The sequence below is a fragment of the Terrabacter sp. Ter38 genome (genome assembly GCF_024519435.1).
In the GTDB taxonomy this organism is placed as follows: Bacteria; Actinomycetota; Actinomycetes; order Actinomycetales; family Dermatophilaceae; genus Terrabacter.
The window spans coordinates 104,559-122,530 of the sequence record NZ_JALJRZ010000007.1 but is presented as its reverse complement, the minus strand read 5'-3'; the positions used below and the strand labels follow the sequence as shown (position 1 = coordinate 122,530).

The following is a 17,972-nucleotide window of genomic DNA, read 5'->3' as shown; positions in this document are numbered from 1 at the left end:
AAGTGGTGGACACCACGTCGCCGTTGCCGGAACGTGACCGAACGGACACCGTGAAGGGGGTAGTTGGGACCGAGCGTCGCAGCGGTCGGCGGTGGGTTCCCCGCCCCTCAGTGAGCCGCGTCGTGCCAGGAGTGACCGACGCCGACGTTGATGTCGAGCGGCACGTCGAGCTCGGCGGCGTGCCCCATCTCGTGACGCACGAGCTTCTCGAGGGCGTCACGCTCGCCCGCGGCGACCTCGAGGACGAGCTCGTCGTGCACCTGGAGCAGCACACGCGACCTCGCGCCCGAGTCGGCCAGTGCCCGGTCGACCCCGATCATGGCGACCTTCATGATGTCGGCCGCCGAGCCCTGGATCGGGGCGTTGAGTGCCATCCGCTCGGCCATCTCGCGGCGCTGGCGGTTGTCGGAGGTCAGGTCGGGCAGGTAGCGCCGGCGGCCGAACATCGTCGCGGTGTAGCCGGTGCCCCGCGCCTCGGCGACGACCTCCTTGAGGTAGTCGCTGACACCGCCGAACCGCTCGAAGTAGCCGTCCATGAGACCGCGGGCCTCGTCGGTGCTGATGGTCAGCTGCTTCGACAGTCCGAAGGCCGAGAGGCCGTAGGCGAGGCCGTAGGACATGGCCTTGACCTTCGAGCGCATGGCCGAGGTGACGTCCTCGGGCTCGACGCCGAACACCTTGGACCCGACGAAGCGGTGGAGGTCCTCGCCGGTGCGGAAGGCCTCGATGAGGCCCTCGTCGCCCGACAGGTGAGCCATGACACGCATCTCGATCTGCGAGTAGTCGGCCGACATGAGTGCCTCATAGCCGTCCCCGACGACGAAGAGCTCGCGGATGCGACGCCCCTCCTCGGTGCGGATGGGGACGTTCTGGAGGTTGGGCTCCGTCGAGCTGAGCCGGCCCGTGGCCGCGATGGTCTGGAGGTAGGTGGTGTGGATCCGGCCGTCGTCGGCCACGGACTTCTGCAGACCCTCGACGGTGACCCGGAGTCGGGCGGCGTCGCGGTGGCGCAGCAGCGCCTCGAGGAACGGGTGCTCCGTCTTGGCGTAGAGGTCGTTGAGCGCGTCGGCGTCGGTGGTCCAGCCGGTCTTCGTCTTCTTCGTCTTGGGCATCGACAGGGTCCCGAAAAGGACCTCCTGGAGCTGCTTGGGCGAGCCGAGGTTGATCTTCTCCCCCCCGATGGCGTCCCAGGCGTCCTCCTGGGCCTGGGCGACCTTCGCCGCGAAGTCCTGCTCGAGCGTGTCCAGCCCGTCGACGTCGACCGCGATGCCCGTACGCTCCATCCGCGCGAGGACGCCCACGAGCGGGAGCTCGACGTCGGCAAGGAGCGGCGCACCGCCGGTCGCGGCGACCTGCTCGTCGAGCACGTCGGCGAGGTCCCGCACGGCAGTTGCGCGCACCATCTCCTTCTGGGCCGCCTGCTCGTCGGCGTCGCCGTCGAAGTCGAGCATGCCCTGTCCGTCGGTCGTGGACGTGCTGCTCAGCTCTCGCTTGAGGTGGCGCAGGACGAGGTCGTCGAGGTGGTAGGTGCGCTGGTCGGGCTTGACGAGGTAGGCAGCCAGCTGCGTGTCGCTCGTCAGCCCGGCCACCGTGAAGCCCCGGGCGTTGAGGGCCTGGATCGGTCCCTTGGCGTCGTGCATCGCCTTCGGTCGAGCTGCGTCCTCGAGCCACGAGGCCACCGACGTCTCCCCCTCGGTCGGCAGAGTCGTCAGGTCGATCCACGCCGCCGAACCGTCAGGGGCAGCCACGGCGACACCGGTGGCATCGCCGGTCCCGCGCGACCAGGTGCCGCCGACGGAGAGCGCGGCTCGCCGGCCCGCCGGGAGGTGCTCGGCCACCCAGTCGGCGACGGCCTCGGGTGCGAGCACCGCGCCGTCGACGTCGAAGCCGGACTCGGCCTCGGGAGCGCTCGCCTCCACCTCGGCGAAGAGGCGGTCGCGCAGGACGCGGAACTCGAGACGGTCGAACACCTCGTGGACCTCCTCGCGAGCCCACTGCGCGCGCTCGAGGTCGGCCACCTCCACCCCGACGGGGGCGTCCTTGACGAGCTGGTTGAGGCGCCGGTTGCGCAGCACCTGGTCCAGGTGCTCCCGCAGCGACTCGCCGGCCTTGCCCTTGATCTGGTCGACGCCCGCGACGATGCCCTCGAGGTCGCCGAACTGGGCGATCCACTTGGCGGCCGTCTTGGGGCCCACGCCCGGCACGCCCGGGAGGTTGTCGGACGTCTCGCCGACCATCGCGGCGAGGTCGCTGTAGCGGGTCGGCGGCACGCCGTACTTCTCCTCCACCTGTGCCGGGCCCATGCGCCACACCTCGGAGACCCCGCGGACGGGGTAGAGGATCGTCACGCGGTCCGAGACGAGCTGGAAGGTGTCCCGGTCGCCGGAGCAGATGAGGACCTCGACGCCCTGGGCGTCCGCCTCGGTGGCGATGGTCGCGATGATGTCGTCGGCCTCGTAGCCGTCGAGCTCGACGAACCGGATGCGCAGGGCGTCGAGGACCTCCTTGACGAGCGGCAGCTGCCCGGAGAACTCGTCGGGTGTGCGCGCCCGTCCCGCCTTGTACTCGGCGTACTGCTCGGTGCGGAAGGTCTGCCGTGACTTGTCGAACGCCACGACGACGTGCGTCGGCTGCTCGTCGCGGAGCATGTTGATGAGCATCGATGTGAAGCCGTAGACGGCGTTCGTGTGCTGGCCGGTGACCGTCGAGAAGTTCTCGGCGGGGAGCGCGAAGAACGCGCGGTAGGCCAGGGAGTGTCCGTCGAGGAGGAGAAGTCGGCTCACACGGCAACCCTAGTGGCGCCCACCGACGGCGTGAGCCGGGGCACCGCGTGCGCGGGAGGGCGGCCTACGACGGCATACGATCCCGACATGACTGACTCTTCGACGCAGGCGACCGGCCAGACCCTCGACGACATGCGGTCGATGGCCGAGGGGACCCTCATCGAGCGGATGCACATCGAGATGACCGAGGTCTCCCCCGAGCGCCTCGTCGCGACGATGCCCGTCGCCGGCAACACCCAGCCGTACGGGTTGCTCCACGGCGGCGCCAGCGTCGTGCTCGCCGAGACCCTCGGCTCGATCGGCGCCCAGATCCACGCCGGTCCGGGCCGCGTTGCCGTCGGACTCGACATCAACGCGACGCATCACCGAGCCGCCCGCTCGGGCGTCGTGACGGGGACGGCGACACTGCTCAGCGCCGGCCGCACCCTCGTCAGCTACGACGTCGTCGTCATCGACGAGGCGGGCAAGCGCGTCTGCACGTCGCGCATCACCTGCCTGCTGCGCGACGCGGCGCCGGGGGCCTGAGGTCCGGCGCCGGCAGGGGCAGGTCTCAGCCCGCGATCTTCGGGTCGTGCCGCGGCGCCCGCGCGCGCAGGTCGCGACGGCGCTGGAGCAGGTCGAGCGAGACCCGCTGGGGCCGCGGCTCCCCCGCCAGCTTGCGCTGCATCGTCGCGGACGTCGCGACGCGCCGCACGGTCTCGGGCGCGAAGCCGAGCCGGGCGAAGAAGCGGTTGGCCTCGCGGTCACCCGCGGGCACCGAGCTGACCAGGTGCTCGCAGCCCTGCCGGTCGGCGTACCGGCCGGCGGCCGTGAGCAAGGACCGTCCGACGCCCTGACGGCGGAAGTCCGGGTGGACGAAGAGCATGTCGATCGAGACGCACGGCGAGTCGACGAGAAGGCTCCGCGTCGAGTCGGCGAGGACGACGTAGCCCGCCGGACGGCCGTCCAGGGACGCGATGAAAGCGCAGATGTCATTGCGCTGCAAGGCATTCCGCAGAGTTCCGTCGAGCGCGAGCCGCTGGGCCGCCTCCGGGGTGGTGCCACCCTCGATCCGGTGCGTGATCCACAGCTCGATGAACTGCGAGTGCTGGCCCTCGTCGACCCGCTGCACTGAGACCGGTGCTCGACCCATCATCCCTCCCGTTCCTGTCCCGAGGTCACCCGGCAGACACTACGACCAACGAGGCCGCGGCGGAAGGGCAACGCGAAGGTGCACCGCGAGCGGACGGGGCGCCACGACCGTGGTCGTGACGCCCCGCCTTCGGAATCCGTAGCCGGCACTGCCGGCGCCGCAGCTCGGTGCCGAACGACGCCGGGAGGCTCCCCTAGACGTCGCCGCCGAGGTAGGCCGCCTTGACGGCCGGGTCGTCCGCGAGGTCCTTGCCCGTGCCCTCACGGACGATCTCGCCCGTCTCGAGGATGTAGGCGCGGTGGGACCTCTTGAGCGCCTGCGCGGCGTTCTGCTCGACGAGCAGCACCGTGGTGCCCTGGCTGTTGATCTCCGTCACGATGTCGAAGATCTGCTTGATCAGCTTCGGCGCGAGACCCATCGACGGCTCGTCGAGGAGCAGCAGCTTCGGCTTGGCCATGAGCGCCCGGCCCATGGCCAGCATCTGCTGCTCGCCGCCCGACATCGAGCCGGCAGCCTGGTTGCTGCGCTCCTTGAGCCGCGGGAAGAGCTCGAAGACGCGCTCGAGGTCGTCCTTGACGGCCTTGCTCTTGCGGTCCGGACGGGCGTACGTGCCCATCTCGAGGTTCTCCATGACGGTCATGCCGACGAAGCACCCACGGCCCTCGGGCGACTGCGAGATGCCGAGGACCGGCCGCTCGTGCGACGGCATGTGCGTGATGTCCTTGCCGTCGAAGACGACCGACCCGGCGCGCACGGGGCGCAGACCCGAGACGGTCTTCATCGTCGTCGTCTTGCCGGCACCGTTGGCGCCGATGAGGGTGACGATCTCGCCCTCCTCGACGGTGAAGCTGATGTCGCGGATGGCCTCGATGCGCCCGTAGTTGACGCACAGGCCCTTCACCTCAAGAAGCATCTTCCTCATCAACTCCCAGGTAGGCGGCGATGACCGCGGGGTTGTCGCGGATCTCCGCGGGCGAGCCCTCGGCGATCTTGCGGCCGAACTCGAGCACGACGATCCGGTCGGTCACGCCCATGACGAGCTTCATGTCGTGCTCGATGAGCAGGACCGTGTAGCCCTGGTCGCGGATCGTGCGGATCAGCTCCATGAGCTTGGCCTTCTCGGCCGGGTTGAAGCCCGCCGCCGGCTCGTCGAGGCACAGCAGCTGCGGGCTCGTGGCCAGGGCACGCGCGATCTCGAGGCGACGCTGGTCACCGTACGGGAGGTTGCGGGCCAGCTCGTCGGCCTTGCCGTCGAGCCCCATGAAGGTCAGCAGCTCGATGGCGCGGGCATAGCCCTGCGCCTCCTCCCTGCGGTGCTTCGGCAGCCGGAACATCGCCGAGACGACACCGGTCGAGTGGTGCGCGTCGACCCCGACGAGGACGTTCTCGAGCGCCGTCATGTTGGCGAACAGACGGATGTTCTGGAACGTGCGCGCGATGCCCAGCTTGGTGATCTGGAACTTCTTGCGCTTGCCCAGCGGCTTGCCGAGGTAGCGGACGCCACCCGAGGTGGGCTGGTAGACGCCGGTCATGACGTTGAAGCACGTCGTCTTGCCGGCACCGTTGGGGCCGATGAGACCGAGGATCTCGCCCTTGTTGATGTGGAAGCTCACCTCGTTGAGGGCCACGACGCCGCCGAAGCGGAGGGTGACCTCGTCGACCTCGAGCAGTCGCTCGCCCTCGGACACGACGGGAACGCCGATGTCCTCGGGCGCGATGTCGACGTCGGGGTTGATCTCGGTGACCTCGTCGGCCGGGTCGGCGAGCGTGCGCTCGACGGCCGGCTCGTCACCCGTGGTGGGCGGGGTCGGGTCAGACATGGGCTTCTCCTTCCTCGAGGACGGCCTGTCTGTCGTCGGCCCGCTTGGCGCGGACCGTGCGCCGCGGGGGCAGCAGGCCCTGCGGACGGAAGATCGCGAGCAACATCAGGGCGAGTCCGAAGACGAGGACGCGGAAGTCCGCGAACTCACGGAAGCGCTCCGGGAAGTAGGCGACGACGATCGCACCGACGATGACACCCCAACGGTTGCCGGCGCCACCGACGACGACAGCGGCCAGGAAGAGGATCGAGAGCAGCAGCTGGAAGCTGTCCGGTGAGATGAAGCCCGCCTTGGTCGCGAAGAGCGCACCCGAGAGGCCACCGATGGCGGCACCGAGGGCGAAGGCGAGCAGCTTGAACCGGAAGGTCGGCACACCCATGAGCTCGGCGGCGTCCTCGTCCTCACGTGTGGCCTCCCACGCACGCCCGACGCGGCTGCTCTTGACGAGGATGTCGAAGACGAGCACGAGCCCGATGATGCCGAGGGCGAGCCAGTAGTAGGGCACGAAGTCGTTGATCCCGAACTTGAGGAAGGTCGAGGTCGTGCCGAGGTCGACGACGGGCGCACCGCTGCTCCAGTCGATGCTCGGGACCTCGAACAGCTCGAGGCCGGGCGGCTTCGGGATGTCGGAGATGCCCTGCGCACCACCGAGCCACTCCGAGTTGACGAGCGTCAGACGCACGATCTCGCCGAAGCCGAGCGTCACGATGGCGAGGTAGTCGCCGCGCACGCGCAGGGTCGGGGCACCGAGGATGATGCCGGAGATCATGGCGACGACGATCGCGATCGGGACGACGACGACCCACGACATGTGGGCGTGCTCCGAGGTCAGGACGCCGATCGTGTAGGCGCCGATCGCATAGAACCCGACGTAGCCGAGGTCGAGCAGTCCGGCGTAGCCGACGACGATGTTGAGGCCGAGGGCGACGAGGACGTACGTCGCGACGGTGAAGAGGACACCGCCGAAGTCGGAGCCCTCCGTCGTGATGAACGGGATGTTGAGCAGCGGGAGGAGGAACAGGAAGAACGCGAAGACCACCCAGAGGGCGATCTTGACGGCCTTCGGCAGGTTGTCGACCCGCTCCCTGAAGCCCGGGGAGGACTTCTTGGGGGCCGCCGGGGCGGACGTCGTGGTGCTCATGCGCGCGCCTTTCCGAGGGACTCACCGAGCAGGCCGGTGGGTCGGAAGAGCAGGATGAGGACGAGGAGCACGAAGGCCACGACGTCCTTCCACTGCGAGCCGACGACGGCGGAGCCGTAGTTCTCCGCCAGCCCGAGGATGAATCCACCGAGCAGCGCGCCGCGCAGGTTGCCGATGCCACCGAGGACGGCGGCGGTGAACGCCTTGACGCCGAGGATGAAGCCGGCGTCGTAGCGGGTGATGCCGATCTTCAGCATGTAGAAGACGGCTGCCGCACCGGCCATGAGGCCACCGACGAGGAACGTCACCTGGATGACGCGGTCGCGGTTGACGCCCATGAGGGCGGCGGACTCGGGGTCCATCGCCACGGCGCGGATGCCACGACCGAGGCGCGAGCGCTTCACGAACTGGTCGAGGATGATCATGATGACGATGGCTCCGACGATGACGAAGACGTCGACGTTCGTGACGTGGTAGCCCCCGATCGTGAAGATCGGCTGGGGCGCGATGATCGTCGGCATACCGGCGTTGTTGCGCGAGTTGCGGACGTAGTCACGCAGGTTGTCGTCGAGACCCACCCAGCCGGTGATCCGGCTGCGCAGACCCATGATCTCGGCGAGGACGAACGAGGCGCCGATGGCCGAGATGAGCGCGATGAGCGGTGGTGCGTTGCGTTTGCGGAGCGGTCGGTAGGCCACTCGCTCGAGCAGCACGGCGATGAACCCTGACATCGCCATGGCCGCGACGAACATCATCGCCACCCAGAAGACGACCTGTCCGACGCCGGCCCCGGGACGGCCGCCGAGGAGCATGACCACCCACAGCGCTGCGAAGGTGCCGTACATGAACACCTCGGAGTGGGCGAAGTTGATGAGGCGCAGGACGCCGTAGACGAGTGTGTAGCCGAGCGCGACGAGCGCGTACACGGCGCCGATCGTCAGGCCCGTGATGGTGTACGCGAAGAAGTTGTCGATCAGGTTCTGCATCCAAGACCTCCTGGGCCGGGTGCGGTGGACGGGACCAGAGCTCGCGCGTCAACCGAACGGAGGGGCGGTCGGAGCGTACTGCCCCGACCGCCCCCCTTCGTTGACGATCGCGCTACTTGATCTCGCCGGTGCCGACGATCTTGCCGCCCTCGACCTTGTAGGCGAAGACCTTGATGTCGGCCGACTCGCCCTTGGCGTCGAACTTCAGCTGCTTCGTGACGCCCTTCTTGTCGTAGGACTTCACGAAGTCGACCATGCTCGAGCGGTCCTTGCCGGCGGCGATGCCGTCGAGCAGGATCGTGGCGGAGTCGTAGCCCTCACCGGAGTAGGTGTTGGGGTCCTCGTTGTACTTCGCCTTGTAGGCGGCCTGGAACTCCGGCGCCACGTCGGCGGGGACGCACGGGCAGGTGATGATGGTGCCCTCGGCGGCGTCCTTGGCGTTGTCGATGAAGGACTGGTCCTTGACACCGTCGGCGACGACGAACGTGCCCTTCCAGCCGGCGTCGCGCAGCTGCTTGATGAGCGGCGCGGCCTCCGGCGAGTAGCCACCGAAGAAGAGCGCGTCGGCGCCGGAGCTCGTCACCTTCGTGACGGAGGCGCTGAAGTCGGTCTGCTTCTGCTGGATGGTGTCGTTGCCGATGACCTGCGAGCCGAGGTCCTGACGGACGATGTCGGCCAGGCCCTTGCCGTACTCGGACGCGTCGTCGATGACGAAGGTCTTCGTCGACTTGATGGTGTCCTTGATGTACTTGGCGGCCGCGGGGCCCTGGGTGGCGTCGTTGCCGAGGGCGCGGAAGAAGGTCTTCCAGCCGTTCTCGGCGAGCTTCGGGTTGGTCGCGGACGGCGTGATCGTCACGAGGCCGGCCTCGTTGAACGCCGGGTCGGCGGCCTTGGACTCACCGGAGAAGGCGGGGCCGACGATGCCGACGACCTTCTTGTCGTCGATGGCCTTCTTGGCCAGCGCCGGAGCCTGCGTCGGGTCACCCTGCGAGTCGTAGTTCTCGAGCGTGACCTTGCAGTCGGCGTGCTTCTTGTTGTAGTCGTCGAGGGCGAGGTTCACGCCGTTCTGGATGTAGATGCCCAGGTTGGCGTTCGGGCCGGTGAGGGCACCGAACATGCCGATCTTGTAGTTGCCGCAGGCTGCAGCACCACCGCTGGCGGCAGGTGTAGCAGTGTCGCCACCCTTGGTGCCACAGGCGCCGAGGGCAAGCGCTGCGACCGCGAGCGGCACAGCGAACTTGAGGGTAGAACGCACGAGTGTCCTCCTGATGTCACACATCCCTCGGTCGAGGGCTGTCTGGAGACTAAGCCCCACCCTGCGCCGGGGTCACGACAAACTCGCGATGAGTGACCGTGTCGTGACCTGTTCCGACCGGGCTGCCGGACGATGTGCGGCCGAGCGTGCGTCAGGACGCCGGAAAGCCGTTGATGACGGCCTCGGCGACCTCCTTCATCCCGAGTCGGCGGTCCATCGCGGTCTTCTGGATCCAGCGGAAGGCGTCGGACTCGGTCAGCTTGAGCTGGCTCATGAGCACGCCCTTGGCGCGGTCGACGAGCTTGCGCGTCTCGAGCCGCTCGCCGAGGTCGGCGATCTCGGCCTCGAGGGCCTTGAGCTCCTGCCAGCGCGACGTCGCGATGTCGATGGCGGGCCGCAGGTCGTCGGCCGTGAACGGCTTGACGATGTAGGCCATGACACCGGCGTCGCGGGCCCGCTCGACGAGCTCGGTCTGCGAGAAGGCGGTGAGCATGATGACGGGGCACAGCTTGGCCTCGTGGAGCTGCTCGGCGGCCGAGAGCCCGTCGAGGACGGGCATCTTGACGTCCATGATGACGAGGTCGGGCCGGACCTCCTTGGCGAGCTCGACGGCCTGCTCGCCGTTGCTCGCCTGGCCGACGACGTCGTAGCCCTGCTCCCCCAGCATCTCGACGAGGTCGAGACGGATGAGCGCCTCGTCCTCGGCGACGAGGATGCGGGTGGCGCCGCTGACCGGCGCGGCGTTGCCGGCGTCCTCGGGTGCCGCAGTCGCCTCGGGGGCGGCCGGGACAGCCGAGGCCTCGGCTGCGGTGGCGGGGGTCGGCCTGGGGGTCGTGCTCTCGTCAGTGCTCACGGGCAAAGCGTAGCCGGGGCCACGTTTCCGGCGCGTTTCGGGACCGTCGACCCCGAGTCACGGTCGGCCCGGACCGGACGTGGGGGGCCGCGGGCGACCAACGGTGCCGAGGGCGGGACTCGAACCCGCACGGCCTTGCGGCCAGAGCATTTTGAGTGCCCCGTGTCTGCCATTCCACCACCCCGGCCGGAGTGCCGCGCCAGCATACCCGTGACGACGCGGGAGCCGCGGCCGGTGGCCGCCCGGCCCTCCCCGGGACGCACGTATGCCGCCGGGCCGGGCCGGCGGCATACGTGGTCTCGCGATCGCGGGGTCGGACGAGCTCAGCTCGTGACCTCCTCCGGCCGGTAGGCCGGGGCGGCCCGGTTGACCGCGTCGCCCACGCGGTGGACGCGCAGCGCGTTCGTCGAGCCGGGGATGCCGGGGGGCGAGCCGGCGACGATGACGACGCGGTCACCCTCGGCGATGCGGCCCTCCGGCATGAGCTTGAGGTCGACCTGCATGGCGAACTGGTCGGTGTGGAACATGCGCGGCACGAGGTAGGTCTCGATGCCCCAGACGAGCGCGAGGCGCGAGCGGACGCGGGGGTCGGAGGTGAACGCCAGCATGGGCAGCCGCGGGCGGATGCGGGCCATCCGCGTCGCCGAGCCGCCGGTCTCGGTGAAGGTGATGAGGAACTTCGCCCCGACGACCTCACCGATCTCGGCGGCGGCCTTGGTCACCGCACCCCCGACGGTCTTGGGGTTGGTCTTCATCCGGGCGATCTGGTCGTGGCCGTGCACCTCGGTGGACTCGATGATGCGCGCCATGGTGCGCACCGAGTCGATCGGCCAGGCGCCGACGGAGGTCTCGCCCGACAACATGAGCGCGTCGGCGCCGTCGAGCACGGCGTTGGCAGCGTCGGAGGCCTCGGCGCGGGTCGGCCGGGGGTTCTCGATCATCGACTCGAGCACCTGCGTGGCGACGATGACCGGCTTGGCCTCGCGGCGGGCCAGCTCGATGGCGCGCTTCTGCACGAGCGGCACGTCCTCGAGGGGCATCTCGACGCCGAGGTCACCGCGGGCGACCATGATCCCGTCGAAGGCGGCGACGATGCCCTCGAGGTTGTCGACCGCCTGCGGCTTCTCGATCTTGGCGATGACCGGGATGCGCTCACCGAACTCGTCCATGATCGCGTGCACGTCGACGATGTCGTCGGCCGAGCGCACGAACGACAGGGCGATCATGTCGACGCCGAGGCGCATCGCGAAGCGGAGGTCCTCGCGGTCCTTGTCGGACAGGGCAGGGACGCTGACGGCCACGCCGGGCAGGTTGATGCCCTTGTTGTTGCTGACCTGTCCGCCGATGACCGTCTCGGTGAGCACGTCGGTGTCGGTGACCTCGACCGCGCGCAGCATGACCTTGCCGTCGTCGATGAGCAGCACGTCGCCCGGGGTCACGTCACCGGGCAGCCCGTCGTAGGTGGTGCCGACGATGCTGTCGTCGCCGTCGACCTGGCGGGTGGTGATGGTGAAGCGCTGGCCGGGGCTCAGCGTCACCGGGCCGCCGGAGAAGCGCCCGGTGCGGATCTTGGGGCCCTGGAGGTCGACGAGGATGCCGACGGCACGTCCCGACGCGTCGCTCGCGGCGCGGCAGTCGCGGTAGACCTGCTCGTGCACGGAGTGGTCACCGTGGGAGAGGTTGAGACGGGCGACGTCCATGCCGGCGTCGACGAGGGCGCGGAGCTGGGTGGGCGATGAGGTCTTGGGTCCGATCGTGCAGACGATCTTGGCGCGACGCATGCTTCAACCTTATGGGTGCTGTGACGTGGGTCACCACGTGGGTTCGTCCTGTGGGACGCCCCGCGGCGTCGTCGGCGCGGGCTCCGTTGTGGCTCAGGGTGATCATGAGCGTATGCCGTGTCGCCGAGGCGGCGACACGGCATACGTCCGGGTGTGGCGCGGTGGCGTGATGCCCGCGGGCGGTCAGACCGTGACCGGGCGGTCGCTCGGGCCGATCGGACGCGGCAGCGAGCTCGAGCCGGTGAGCCACGCGTCGACGCCGGCGGCGGCGGCGCGCCCCTCGGCGATGGCCCAGACGATGAGCGACTGTCCGCGGCCGGCATCGCCGGCGACGAAGACGCCGGCGACCGAGCTCATGAAGTTCTTGTCCCGCTGGACGTTGCTGCGCTCGTCGAGGGCGACGCCGAGCTGCTCGACGACCCCCGGACCCTGCGGCCCGAGGAAGCCCATCGCGAAGAGGACCAGCTGGGCCGGGATCTCGCGCTCGGTGCCGGGCTTGGCCGTCGGGCGTCCGTCGACGAGCTCGACCTCGGTCAGGCGCAGGGCCGCGACGTTGCCGTCGTCGTCGCCGACGAACTCCGTCGTGCTGACGGCGTAGAGGCGCTCGCCGCCCTCCTCGTGGGCGCTCGCGACGCGGTAGAGCATCGGGTAGGTCGGCCACGGCTGGTTGCCCGGGCGGTCCTCCCCCGGCTGCGGCATGATCTCGAGGCTCGTGACGGACGCCGCGCCCTGCCGGTGCGCGGTGCCGATGCAGTCGGCGCCGGTGTCACCGCCGCCGATGACGATGACGTGCTTGTCGGTGGCCAGGATCTGGCCCTCGACCTGCTCGCCGAGCGCGGCCCGGTTGCCCTGTGGGAGGTAGTCCATCGCCTGGTGGATGCCGCCGAGCCGGCGCCCCGGGACGTCGAGGTCGCGCGGGACCGTGGCCCCGAGCGCGAGCACGACGGCGTCGTAGCGGTCGCGCAGCTGGCGACCGGTGATGTCGACACCGACGTCCATCCCGTTGCGGAAGCGGGTGCCCTCGGCCGTCATCTGGTCCAGACGCCGGTCGAGGACCGACTTCTCCATCTTGAACTCGGGGATGCCGTAGCGCAGCAGACCGCCGGGCTTGTCGGCGCGTTCGAAGACGGCGACCGTGTGGCCGGCGCGCGTCAGCTGCTGCGCGGCCGCCAGACCGGCCGGCCCCGACCCGACGACGGCGACCGTCTTGCCCGACAGGCGCTCGGGCGGGAGCGGCTTGACGAGGCCCTCGTCGAAGGCGCGCTCGATCGTCGTGACCTCGACCTGCTTGATCGTCACGGCCGGCTGGTTGATGCCGAGCACGCACGCCGTCTCGCACGGTGCCGGGCAGAGCCGACCGGTGAACTCCGGGAAGTTGTTCGTCGCGTGGAGGCGCTCGATGGCGTCGGACCAGTCCCCGCGCCAGGCGAAGTTGTTCCACTCTGGGATGAGGTTGCCCAGGGGGCAGCCGGAGTGGCAGAACGGGATGCCGCAGTCCATGCAGCGGCCGGCCTGGCGCTGGAGCTGGCCGAGCTCCTGCTCCTCGTAGACCTCCTTCCAGTCCCGGATGCGCACGGGGACGGGACGGCGGGCCGGGAGCTCACGCTCGCGGGTGGTGAGAAAGCCTTGGGGGTCAGCCACGGGAAGCCTCCATGATCCGGTTCCACACGTCGGGTCCGTCGAGGTCGAGGCCCTGTGCCTCGGCCTCGGTCCGGACGTCGAGCACACGCTGGTAGTCGCGCGGGAGCACGAGCGCGAAGCGCTCGCGCGCCGCCGCCCAGTCGTCGAGCAGCGCCCGCGCGACCGGCGACTCGGTCCACCTGACGTGGCCCTCGAGCAGCTCGCGAAGCGGCTCCTCGTCGTCGGGCCGCAGCGGCAGGAGGTCGACCATCTCGCGGTTGACGAGGTCGGCGTCGAGGTCGAGGACGTAGGCCACGCCACCGGACATGCCGGCCGCGAAGTTGCGCCCGGTGCGGCCGAGCACGACCGCGGTGCCACCGGTCATGTACTCACAGCCGTGGTCGCCGACACCCTCGACGACCGCGTGGGCGCCGGAGTTGCGCACGCAGAAGCGCTCGCCGACGATGCCGCGCAGGAAGAGCTGCCCGCTCGTCGCGCCGTAGGCGATGACGTTGCCGCCGATGACGTTCTCCTCGGCCACGAGCGTGGCGTCACGGTGCGGCCGGACGGCGACGCGGCCGCCCGACAGCCCCTTGCCGACGTAGTCGTTGGCGTCGCCGAACAGCTGCATCGTGACGCCCGCCGGCAGGAAGGCGCCGAAGGACTGCCCCCCGGACCCGGTCATCGTCAGCTCGATGGTGTTGTCGGCGAGACCGTGCGGGTGGGCCTTGGTCACGTGGTGGCCGAGCATCGTGCCGACCGTGCGGTTGACGTTGCGCACGGCGATCTCGGTGCGCACCGGCTCACCGGACTCGATGGCCGACAGGGCGCGGCTCAGCAGCTCGTTGTCGAGCGCCTTGTCGAGGCCGTGGTCCTGCGTGGCCGACTGGTGGAGCGTGCCGCCGGTCGGGTTGTCGGCCACGGCGAGGATGGGGCTGAGGTCGAGGCCGGAGGCCTTCCAGTGAGCGATGGCCTTGTCGAGGTCGAGGCTGCCGACCTGGCCGACGGCCTCCTCGATCGAACGGAAGCCGAGCGAGGCCAGGTGCTCGCGCACCTCCTGCGCGATGTACTCGAAGAAGGTCTCGACGAACTCCGGTTTGCCGGAGAAGCGCGAGCGCAGCTCGGGGTTCTGGGTCGCGATGCCGACCGGACAGGTGTCGAGGTGGCAGACGCGCATCATGATGCAGCCCGAGACGACGAGCGGTGCGGTGGCGAAGCCGAACTCCTCGGCGCCGAGCAGCGCGGCCACGACGACGTCGCGACCGGTCTTGAGCTGCCCGTCGACCTGGACGACGATGCGGTCGCGCAGGCCGTTGAGCACGAGGGTCTGCTGGGCCTCGGCGAGGCCGAGCTCCCACGGTGCGCCCGCGTGCTTGAGCGAGGTGAGCGGCGAGGCGCCCGTGCCGCCGTCGTGGCCGGAGATGAGGACGACGTCGGCGTGCGCCTTGGACACGCCGGCCGCGACCGTGCCGACCCCGATCTCGGAGACGAGCTTGACGTGGATGCGCGCCGCCGGGTTGGCGTTCTTGAGGTCGTGGATCAGCTGCGCCAGGTCCTCGATCGAGTAGATGTCGTGGTGCGGGGGCGGCGAGATGAGGCCGACGCCGGGCGTCGAGTGCCGCGTCTTGGCGACCCACGGGTAGACCTTGTGCCCGGGCAGCTGCCCGCCCTCGCCGGGCTTGGCGCCCTGCGCCATCTTGATCTGGATGTCGTCGGAGTGGGTGAGGTAGAGGCTCGTCACGCCGAACCGTCCGGACGCGACCTGCTTCACGGCAGATCGGCGCTCGGGGTCGAGCAGCCGGTCGATGTCCTCGCCGCCCTCGCCGGTGTTGGAGCGACCGCCGAGGTGGTTCATCGCGATCGCCAGGGTCTCGTGCGCCTCCTTGGAGATCGAGCCGTAGCTCATCGCGCCGGTGTTGAAGCGCTTGACGATCTCGCTGACCGGCTCGACCTCCTCGATCGGCACGGGCAGGCGCCCCGTGACCCCCGTCGGTCGGAAGCCCATGAGACCACGCAGCGTCATGAGGCGGGAGGTCTGGTCGTCGATGCGCCCGGTGTACTGCTTGAAGATGTCGTAGCGACGCTGACGCGTCGAGTGCTGGAGGCGGAAGACCGTCTCGGGGTCGAAGAGGTGCGGCTCGCCCTCGCGGCGCCACTGGTACTCGCCGCCGACCTCGAGGGTGCGGTGCGGCTGGTGGACGCCGTCCGGCGGATAGGCCCGGGCGTGGCGCTCGGCCGCCTCGCGGGCGATGACGTCGAGACCGACGCCGCCGAGCTGGCTGACCGTGCCGGTGAAGTAGCGGTCGACGAGCGGCTGGGCCAGACCGATGGCCTCGAAGACCTGGGCGCCGCGGTAGGAGGCGACGGTCGAGATGCCCATCTTGGACATGACCTTGAGGACCCCCTTGCCGAGCGCCTTGATGAGGTTGGCGACGGCCTTCTCGGGCGTGACGCCCTCGATCTCGCCCGCCCGGACGAGGTCCTCGACGGTCTCCATCGCCAGGTAGGGGTTGACGGCGGCGGCGCCGAAGCCGATGAGCAGGGCCACGTGGTGGACCTCACGGACGTCGCCGGCCTCGACGAGCAGACCCACCTGGGTGCGCGTCTTCTCGCGGATGAGGTGGTGGTGGACGGCAGCCGTGAGCAGCAGCGACGGGATGGGCGCGAGGTCACGGCCCGAGTCCCGGTCGGAGAGCACGACGAAGCGGGCTCCGCGGCGGATCGCCTGCGAGACCTCGGCGAAGATCTCCTCGAGGCGGTCGCGCATCGCGGCCGCTCCCCCGGTGACGTCGTAGAGGCCGCGGACGACGTGCGTGGCGTAGCCGGGCAGGTCGCCGTCGGCGTTGATGTGCACGATCTTGGCGAGCTCGTCGTTGTCGATGACGGGGAAGTCGAGGACGAGCTGGCGGGCGTGGCTCGGGGATGCCGACAGCGCGTTGCCCTCGGGGCCCATGTACGTGCCGAGCGAGGTGACGAGCTCCTCGCGGATCGCGTCGAGCGGTGGGTTGGTGACCTGCGCGAAGAGCTGGGTGAAGTAGTCGAAGAGCAGACGCGGTCGCGAGGACAGGACGGCGATGGGCGTGTCGGTGCCCATCGAGCCGAGCGCCTCGCCACCCGAGCGGGCCATCGGCGTCAGCAGGATGCGCAGCTCCTCGGCGGTGTAGCCGAAGGTCTGCTGACGACGCGCGACCGAGGCGGCGGTGTGCACGATGTGCTCGCGCTCGGGAAGGTCCTCGAGCCGGATCAGCCCTGCGTGCAGCCACTCGGCGTACGGCTTGGCCGCCGCGAGCTGGCTCTTGATCTCCTCGTCGCTGACGATGCGGCCGTGCTCGGTGTCGACGAGGAACATCTTGCCGGGCTGCAGCCGGCCCCGCTGGACGATGGTCCCGGGGTCGAGCTCGAGCACCCCGGACTCCGACGCGAGCACGACGAGGCCGTCGTCGGTGACGGTGTAGCGGCCGGGACGCAGGCCGTTGCGGTCGAGGACCGCTCCGACGAGCGTGCCGTCGCTGAAGCAGACGTTGGCGGGACCGTCCCACGGCTCCATGAAGGTCGAGTGGAACTCGTAGAAGGCCTTGCGGGCGGGGTCCATGGTGGCGTGGTTCTCCCACGCCTCGGGGATCATCATGAGCACGGCGTGCGGGAGCGAACGGCCACCGAGGTGGAGCAGCTCGAGCACCTCGTCGAAGCTCGCCGAGTCCGACGCCTCCGGCGTGCAGACCGGGAAGATGCGCTCGAGGTCGCCCGGGATGATGTCGGACGTCAGGAGGCTCTCTCGGGCGTGCATCCAGTTGCGGTTGCCCTTGACGGTGTTGATCTCGCCGTTGTGGGCGATGAAACGGTACGGGTGCGCGAGGGGCCACGACGGGAACGTGTTGGTCGAGAAACGCGAGTGCACGAGGGCGAGCTCGCTCGCGAAGCGCGGGTCCGACAGGTCCGGGAAGAACGGCTCGAGCTGGCCGGTCGTCAGCATGCCCTTGTAGACGATGGTGCGGGAGCTGAGCGAGGCGAAGTAGACGTCGACCTCGTGCTCGGCGCGCTTGCGCAGGCAGAACGCGAGCCGGTCGAGTCCGAGGGCCACCTGACGACCGATCGAGCTGCTGACGAAGAGCTGCTCGAAGAACGGCATGCAGTCGCGCGCGACGGTGCCGACGAGGTCGGCCTCGACGGGGACCTCGCGCCAGCCGAGCACCTTGAGGTTCTCGGCGACCGCGATCTCCTCGATCCGCGCCTTGGCGGCGGCGCGCTCGATGGGGTTCGGGGGCAGGAAGGCGATGCCGGCGGCATACGCCCCGCTGTTGGGGAGCGTGAAGGGGACGGTCGCCCGGAAGAACTCGTCGGGGATCTGCGTCAGGATGCCCGCGCCGTCACCGACGAGCGGGTCGGCGCCCGTGGCACCCCGGTGGTCGAGGTTGCGCAGTGCCGTGAGGGCGTGGTCGACGATGTCGTGCCCCGCCGTCCCCCGCATCGTCGCGATGAGGGCGACGCCGCAGGCATCGTGCTCGAACTCGCGCCGGTAGAGACCGGAGTTCTCCGGGTGTGCACTGAAGAGGGCACGGGTGGGGGTGTGCGGCGGCATCTTCACCGTCCTTCTGCTGGGT

General features: G+C 69.8%; 12 protein-coding genes and 1 tRNA gene. 1 reads left to right on the top strand and 12 read right to left on the bottom strand.

The window, feature by feature from the left end; all coding sequences use genetic code 11:
- Positions 1-107 precede the first annotated feature (107 nt).
- Complete coding sequence (polA, locus tag NR112_RS15335; protein ID WP_256795174.1) at positions 108-2,783, bottom strand: DNA polymerase I; 2,676 nt, start codon at positions 2,781-2,783, stop codon at positions 108-110.
- Positions 2,784-2,870: 87 nt separating this feature from the next.
- On the opposite strand from polA, the gene NR112_RS15330 reads away from it, so the two are divergent.
- Positions 2,871-3,308 carry a hotdog fold thioesterase gene (locus NR112_RS15330; protein ID WP_256795173.1) on the top strand — a complete coding sequence of 146 codons (438 nt, stop codon included), beginning with the start codon at positions 2,871-2,873 and terminating at the stop codon, positions 3,306-3,308.
- 25 nt (positions 3,309-3,333) lie between these two features.
- On the opposite strand, the gene NR112_RS15325 is transcribed toward NR112_RS15330, so the two are convergent.
- From NR112_RS15325 to gltB, 11 genes are all read right to left on the bottom strand, one after another.
- Positions 3,334-3,915, bottom strand: coding sequence for a GNAT family N-acetyltransferase (locus tag NR112_RS15325; RefSeq protein WP_256795172.1), 582 nt, complete (start codon positions 3,913-3,915; stop codon positions 3,334-3,336).
- 193 nt (positions 3,916-4,108) lie between these two features.
- Positions 4,109-4,828, bottom strand: a complete 720-nt coding sequence (locus tag NR112_RS15320; RefSeq protein WP_256795171.1) for an ABC transporter ATP-binding protein — start codon at positions 4,826-4,828, stop codon at positions 4,109-4,111.
- A complete protein-coding gene (locus NR112_RS15315; RefSeq protein ID WP_256795170.1) occupies positions 4,818-5,735 on the bottom strand; it encodes an ABC transporter ATP-binding protein in 918 nt (305 codons plus the stop codon). Before NR112_RS15315 ends, NR112_RS15320 begins: the two co-directional genes overlap by 11 nt.
- Positions 5,728-6,876: a branched-chain amino acid ABC transporter permease gene (locus tag NR112_RS15310; RefSeq protein ID WP_256795169.1), complete on the bottom strand. Its 1,149-nt coding sequence runs from the start codon at positions 6,874-6,876 to the stop codon at positions 5,728-5,730. The genes NR112_RS15315 and NR112_RS15310 overlap by 8 nt, the downstream gene beginning before the upstream one ends.
- The gene (locus tag NR112_RS15305) at positions 6,873-7,862 is read right to left on the bottom strand and encodes a branched-chain amino acid ABC transporter permease (protein ID WP_256795168.1); all 990 of its coding nucleotides are present in this window, start codon (positions 7,860-7,862) and stop codon (positions 6,873-6,875) included. Before NR112_RS15305 ends, NR112_RS15310 begins: the two co-directional genes overlap by 4 nt.
- Positions 7,863-7,974: 112 nt before the next feature.
- Positions 7,975-9,117, bottom strand: coding sequence for a branched-chain amino acid ABC transporter substrate-binding protein (locus NR112_RS15300; protein WP_256795167.1), 1,143 nt, complete (start codon positions 9,115-9,117; stop codon positions 7,975-7,977).
- Between the two features lie 151 nt (positions 9,118-9,268).
- A complete protein-coding gene (locus tag NR112_RS15295; RefSeq protein WP_374512547.1) occupies positions 9,269-9,970 on the bottom strand; it encodes an ANTAR domain-containing response regulator in 702 nt (233 codons plus the stop codon).
- Between the two features lie 104 nt (positions 9,971-10,074).
- Positions 10,075-10,157 (bottom strand) — tRNA-Leu (locus NR112_RS15290).
- A gap of 136 nt (positions 10,158-10,293) precedes the next feature.
- Complete coding sequence (gene pyk / locus NR112_RS15285; RefSeq protein WP_256795166.1) at positions 10,294-11,751, bottom strand: pyruvate kinase; 1,458 nt, start codon at positions 11,749-11,751, stop codon at positions 10,294-10,296.
- Between the two features lie 183 nt (positions 11,752-11,934).
- Entirely contained in the window at positions 11,935-13,392 is a 1,458-nt protein-coding gene (locus NR112_RS15280) for a glutamate synthase subunit beta (RefSeq protein WP_256795165.1), read from the bottom strand.
- Positions 13,385-17,950 (bottom strand): glutamate synthase large subunit, encoded by a 4,566-nt coding sequence (gltB, locus tag NR112_RS15275; RefSeq protein ID WP_256795164.1) that lies wholly within the window; start codon positions 17,948-17,950, stop codon positions 13,385-13,387. The genes NR112_RS15280 and gltB overlap by 8 nt, the downstream gene beginning before the upstream one ends.
- Between the last annotated feature and the right edge of the window lie 22 nt (positions 17,951-17,972).

What these genes read in the sequence shown, in the direction of transcription:
- NR112_RS15330 (WP_256795173.1), top strand. Translation starts at nt 2,871, where the DNA reads ATGACTGACTCTTCGACGCAGGCGACCGGCCAGACCCTCGACGACATG.
- NR112_RS15325 (WP_256795172.1), bottom strand. Translation starts at nt 3,915, where the DNA reads ATGGGTCGAGCACCGGTCTCAGTGCAGCGGGTCGACGAGGGCCAGCAC.
- NR112_RS15320 (WP_256795171.1), bottom strand. Translation starts at nt 4,828, where the DNA reads ATGCTTCTTGAGGTGAAGGGCCTGTGCGTCAACTACGGGCGCATCGAG.
- NR112_RS15315 (WP_256795170.1), bottom strand. Translation starts at nt 5,735, where the DNA reads ATGTCTGACCCGACCCCGCCCACCACGGGTGACGAGCCGGCCGTCGAG.
- NR112_RS15310 (WP_256795169.1), bottom strand. Translation starts at nt 6,876, where the DNA reads ATGAGCACCACGACGTCCGCCCCGGCGGCCCCCAAGAAGTCCTCCCCG.
- NR112_RS15305 (WP_256795168.1), bottom strand. Translation starts at nt 7,862, where the DNA reads ATGCAGAACCTGATCGACAACTTCTTCGCGTACACCATCACGGGCCTG.
- pyk (WP_256795166.1), bottom strand. Translation starts at nt 11,751, where the DNA reads ATGCGTCGCGCCAAGATCGTCTGCACGATCGGACCCAAGACCTCATCG.
- gltB (WP_256795164.1), bottom strand. Translation starts at nt 17,950, where the DNA reads ATGCCGCCGCACACCCCCACCCGTGCCCTCTTCAGTGCACACCCGGAG.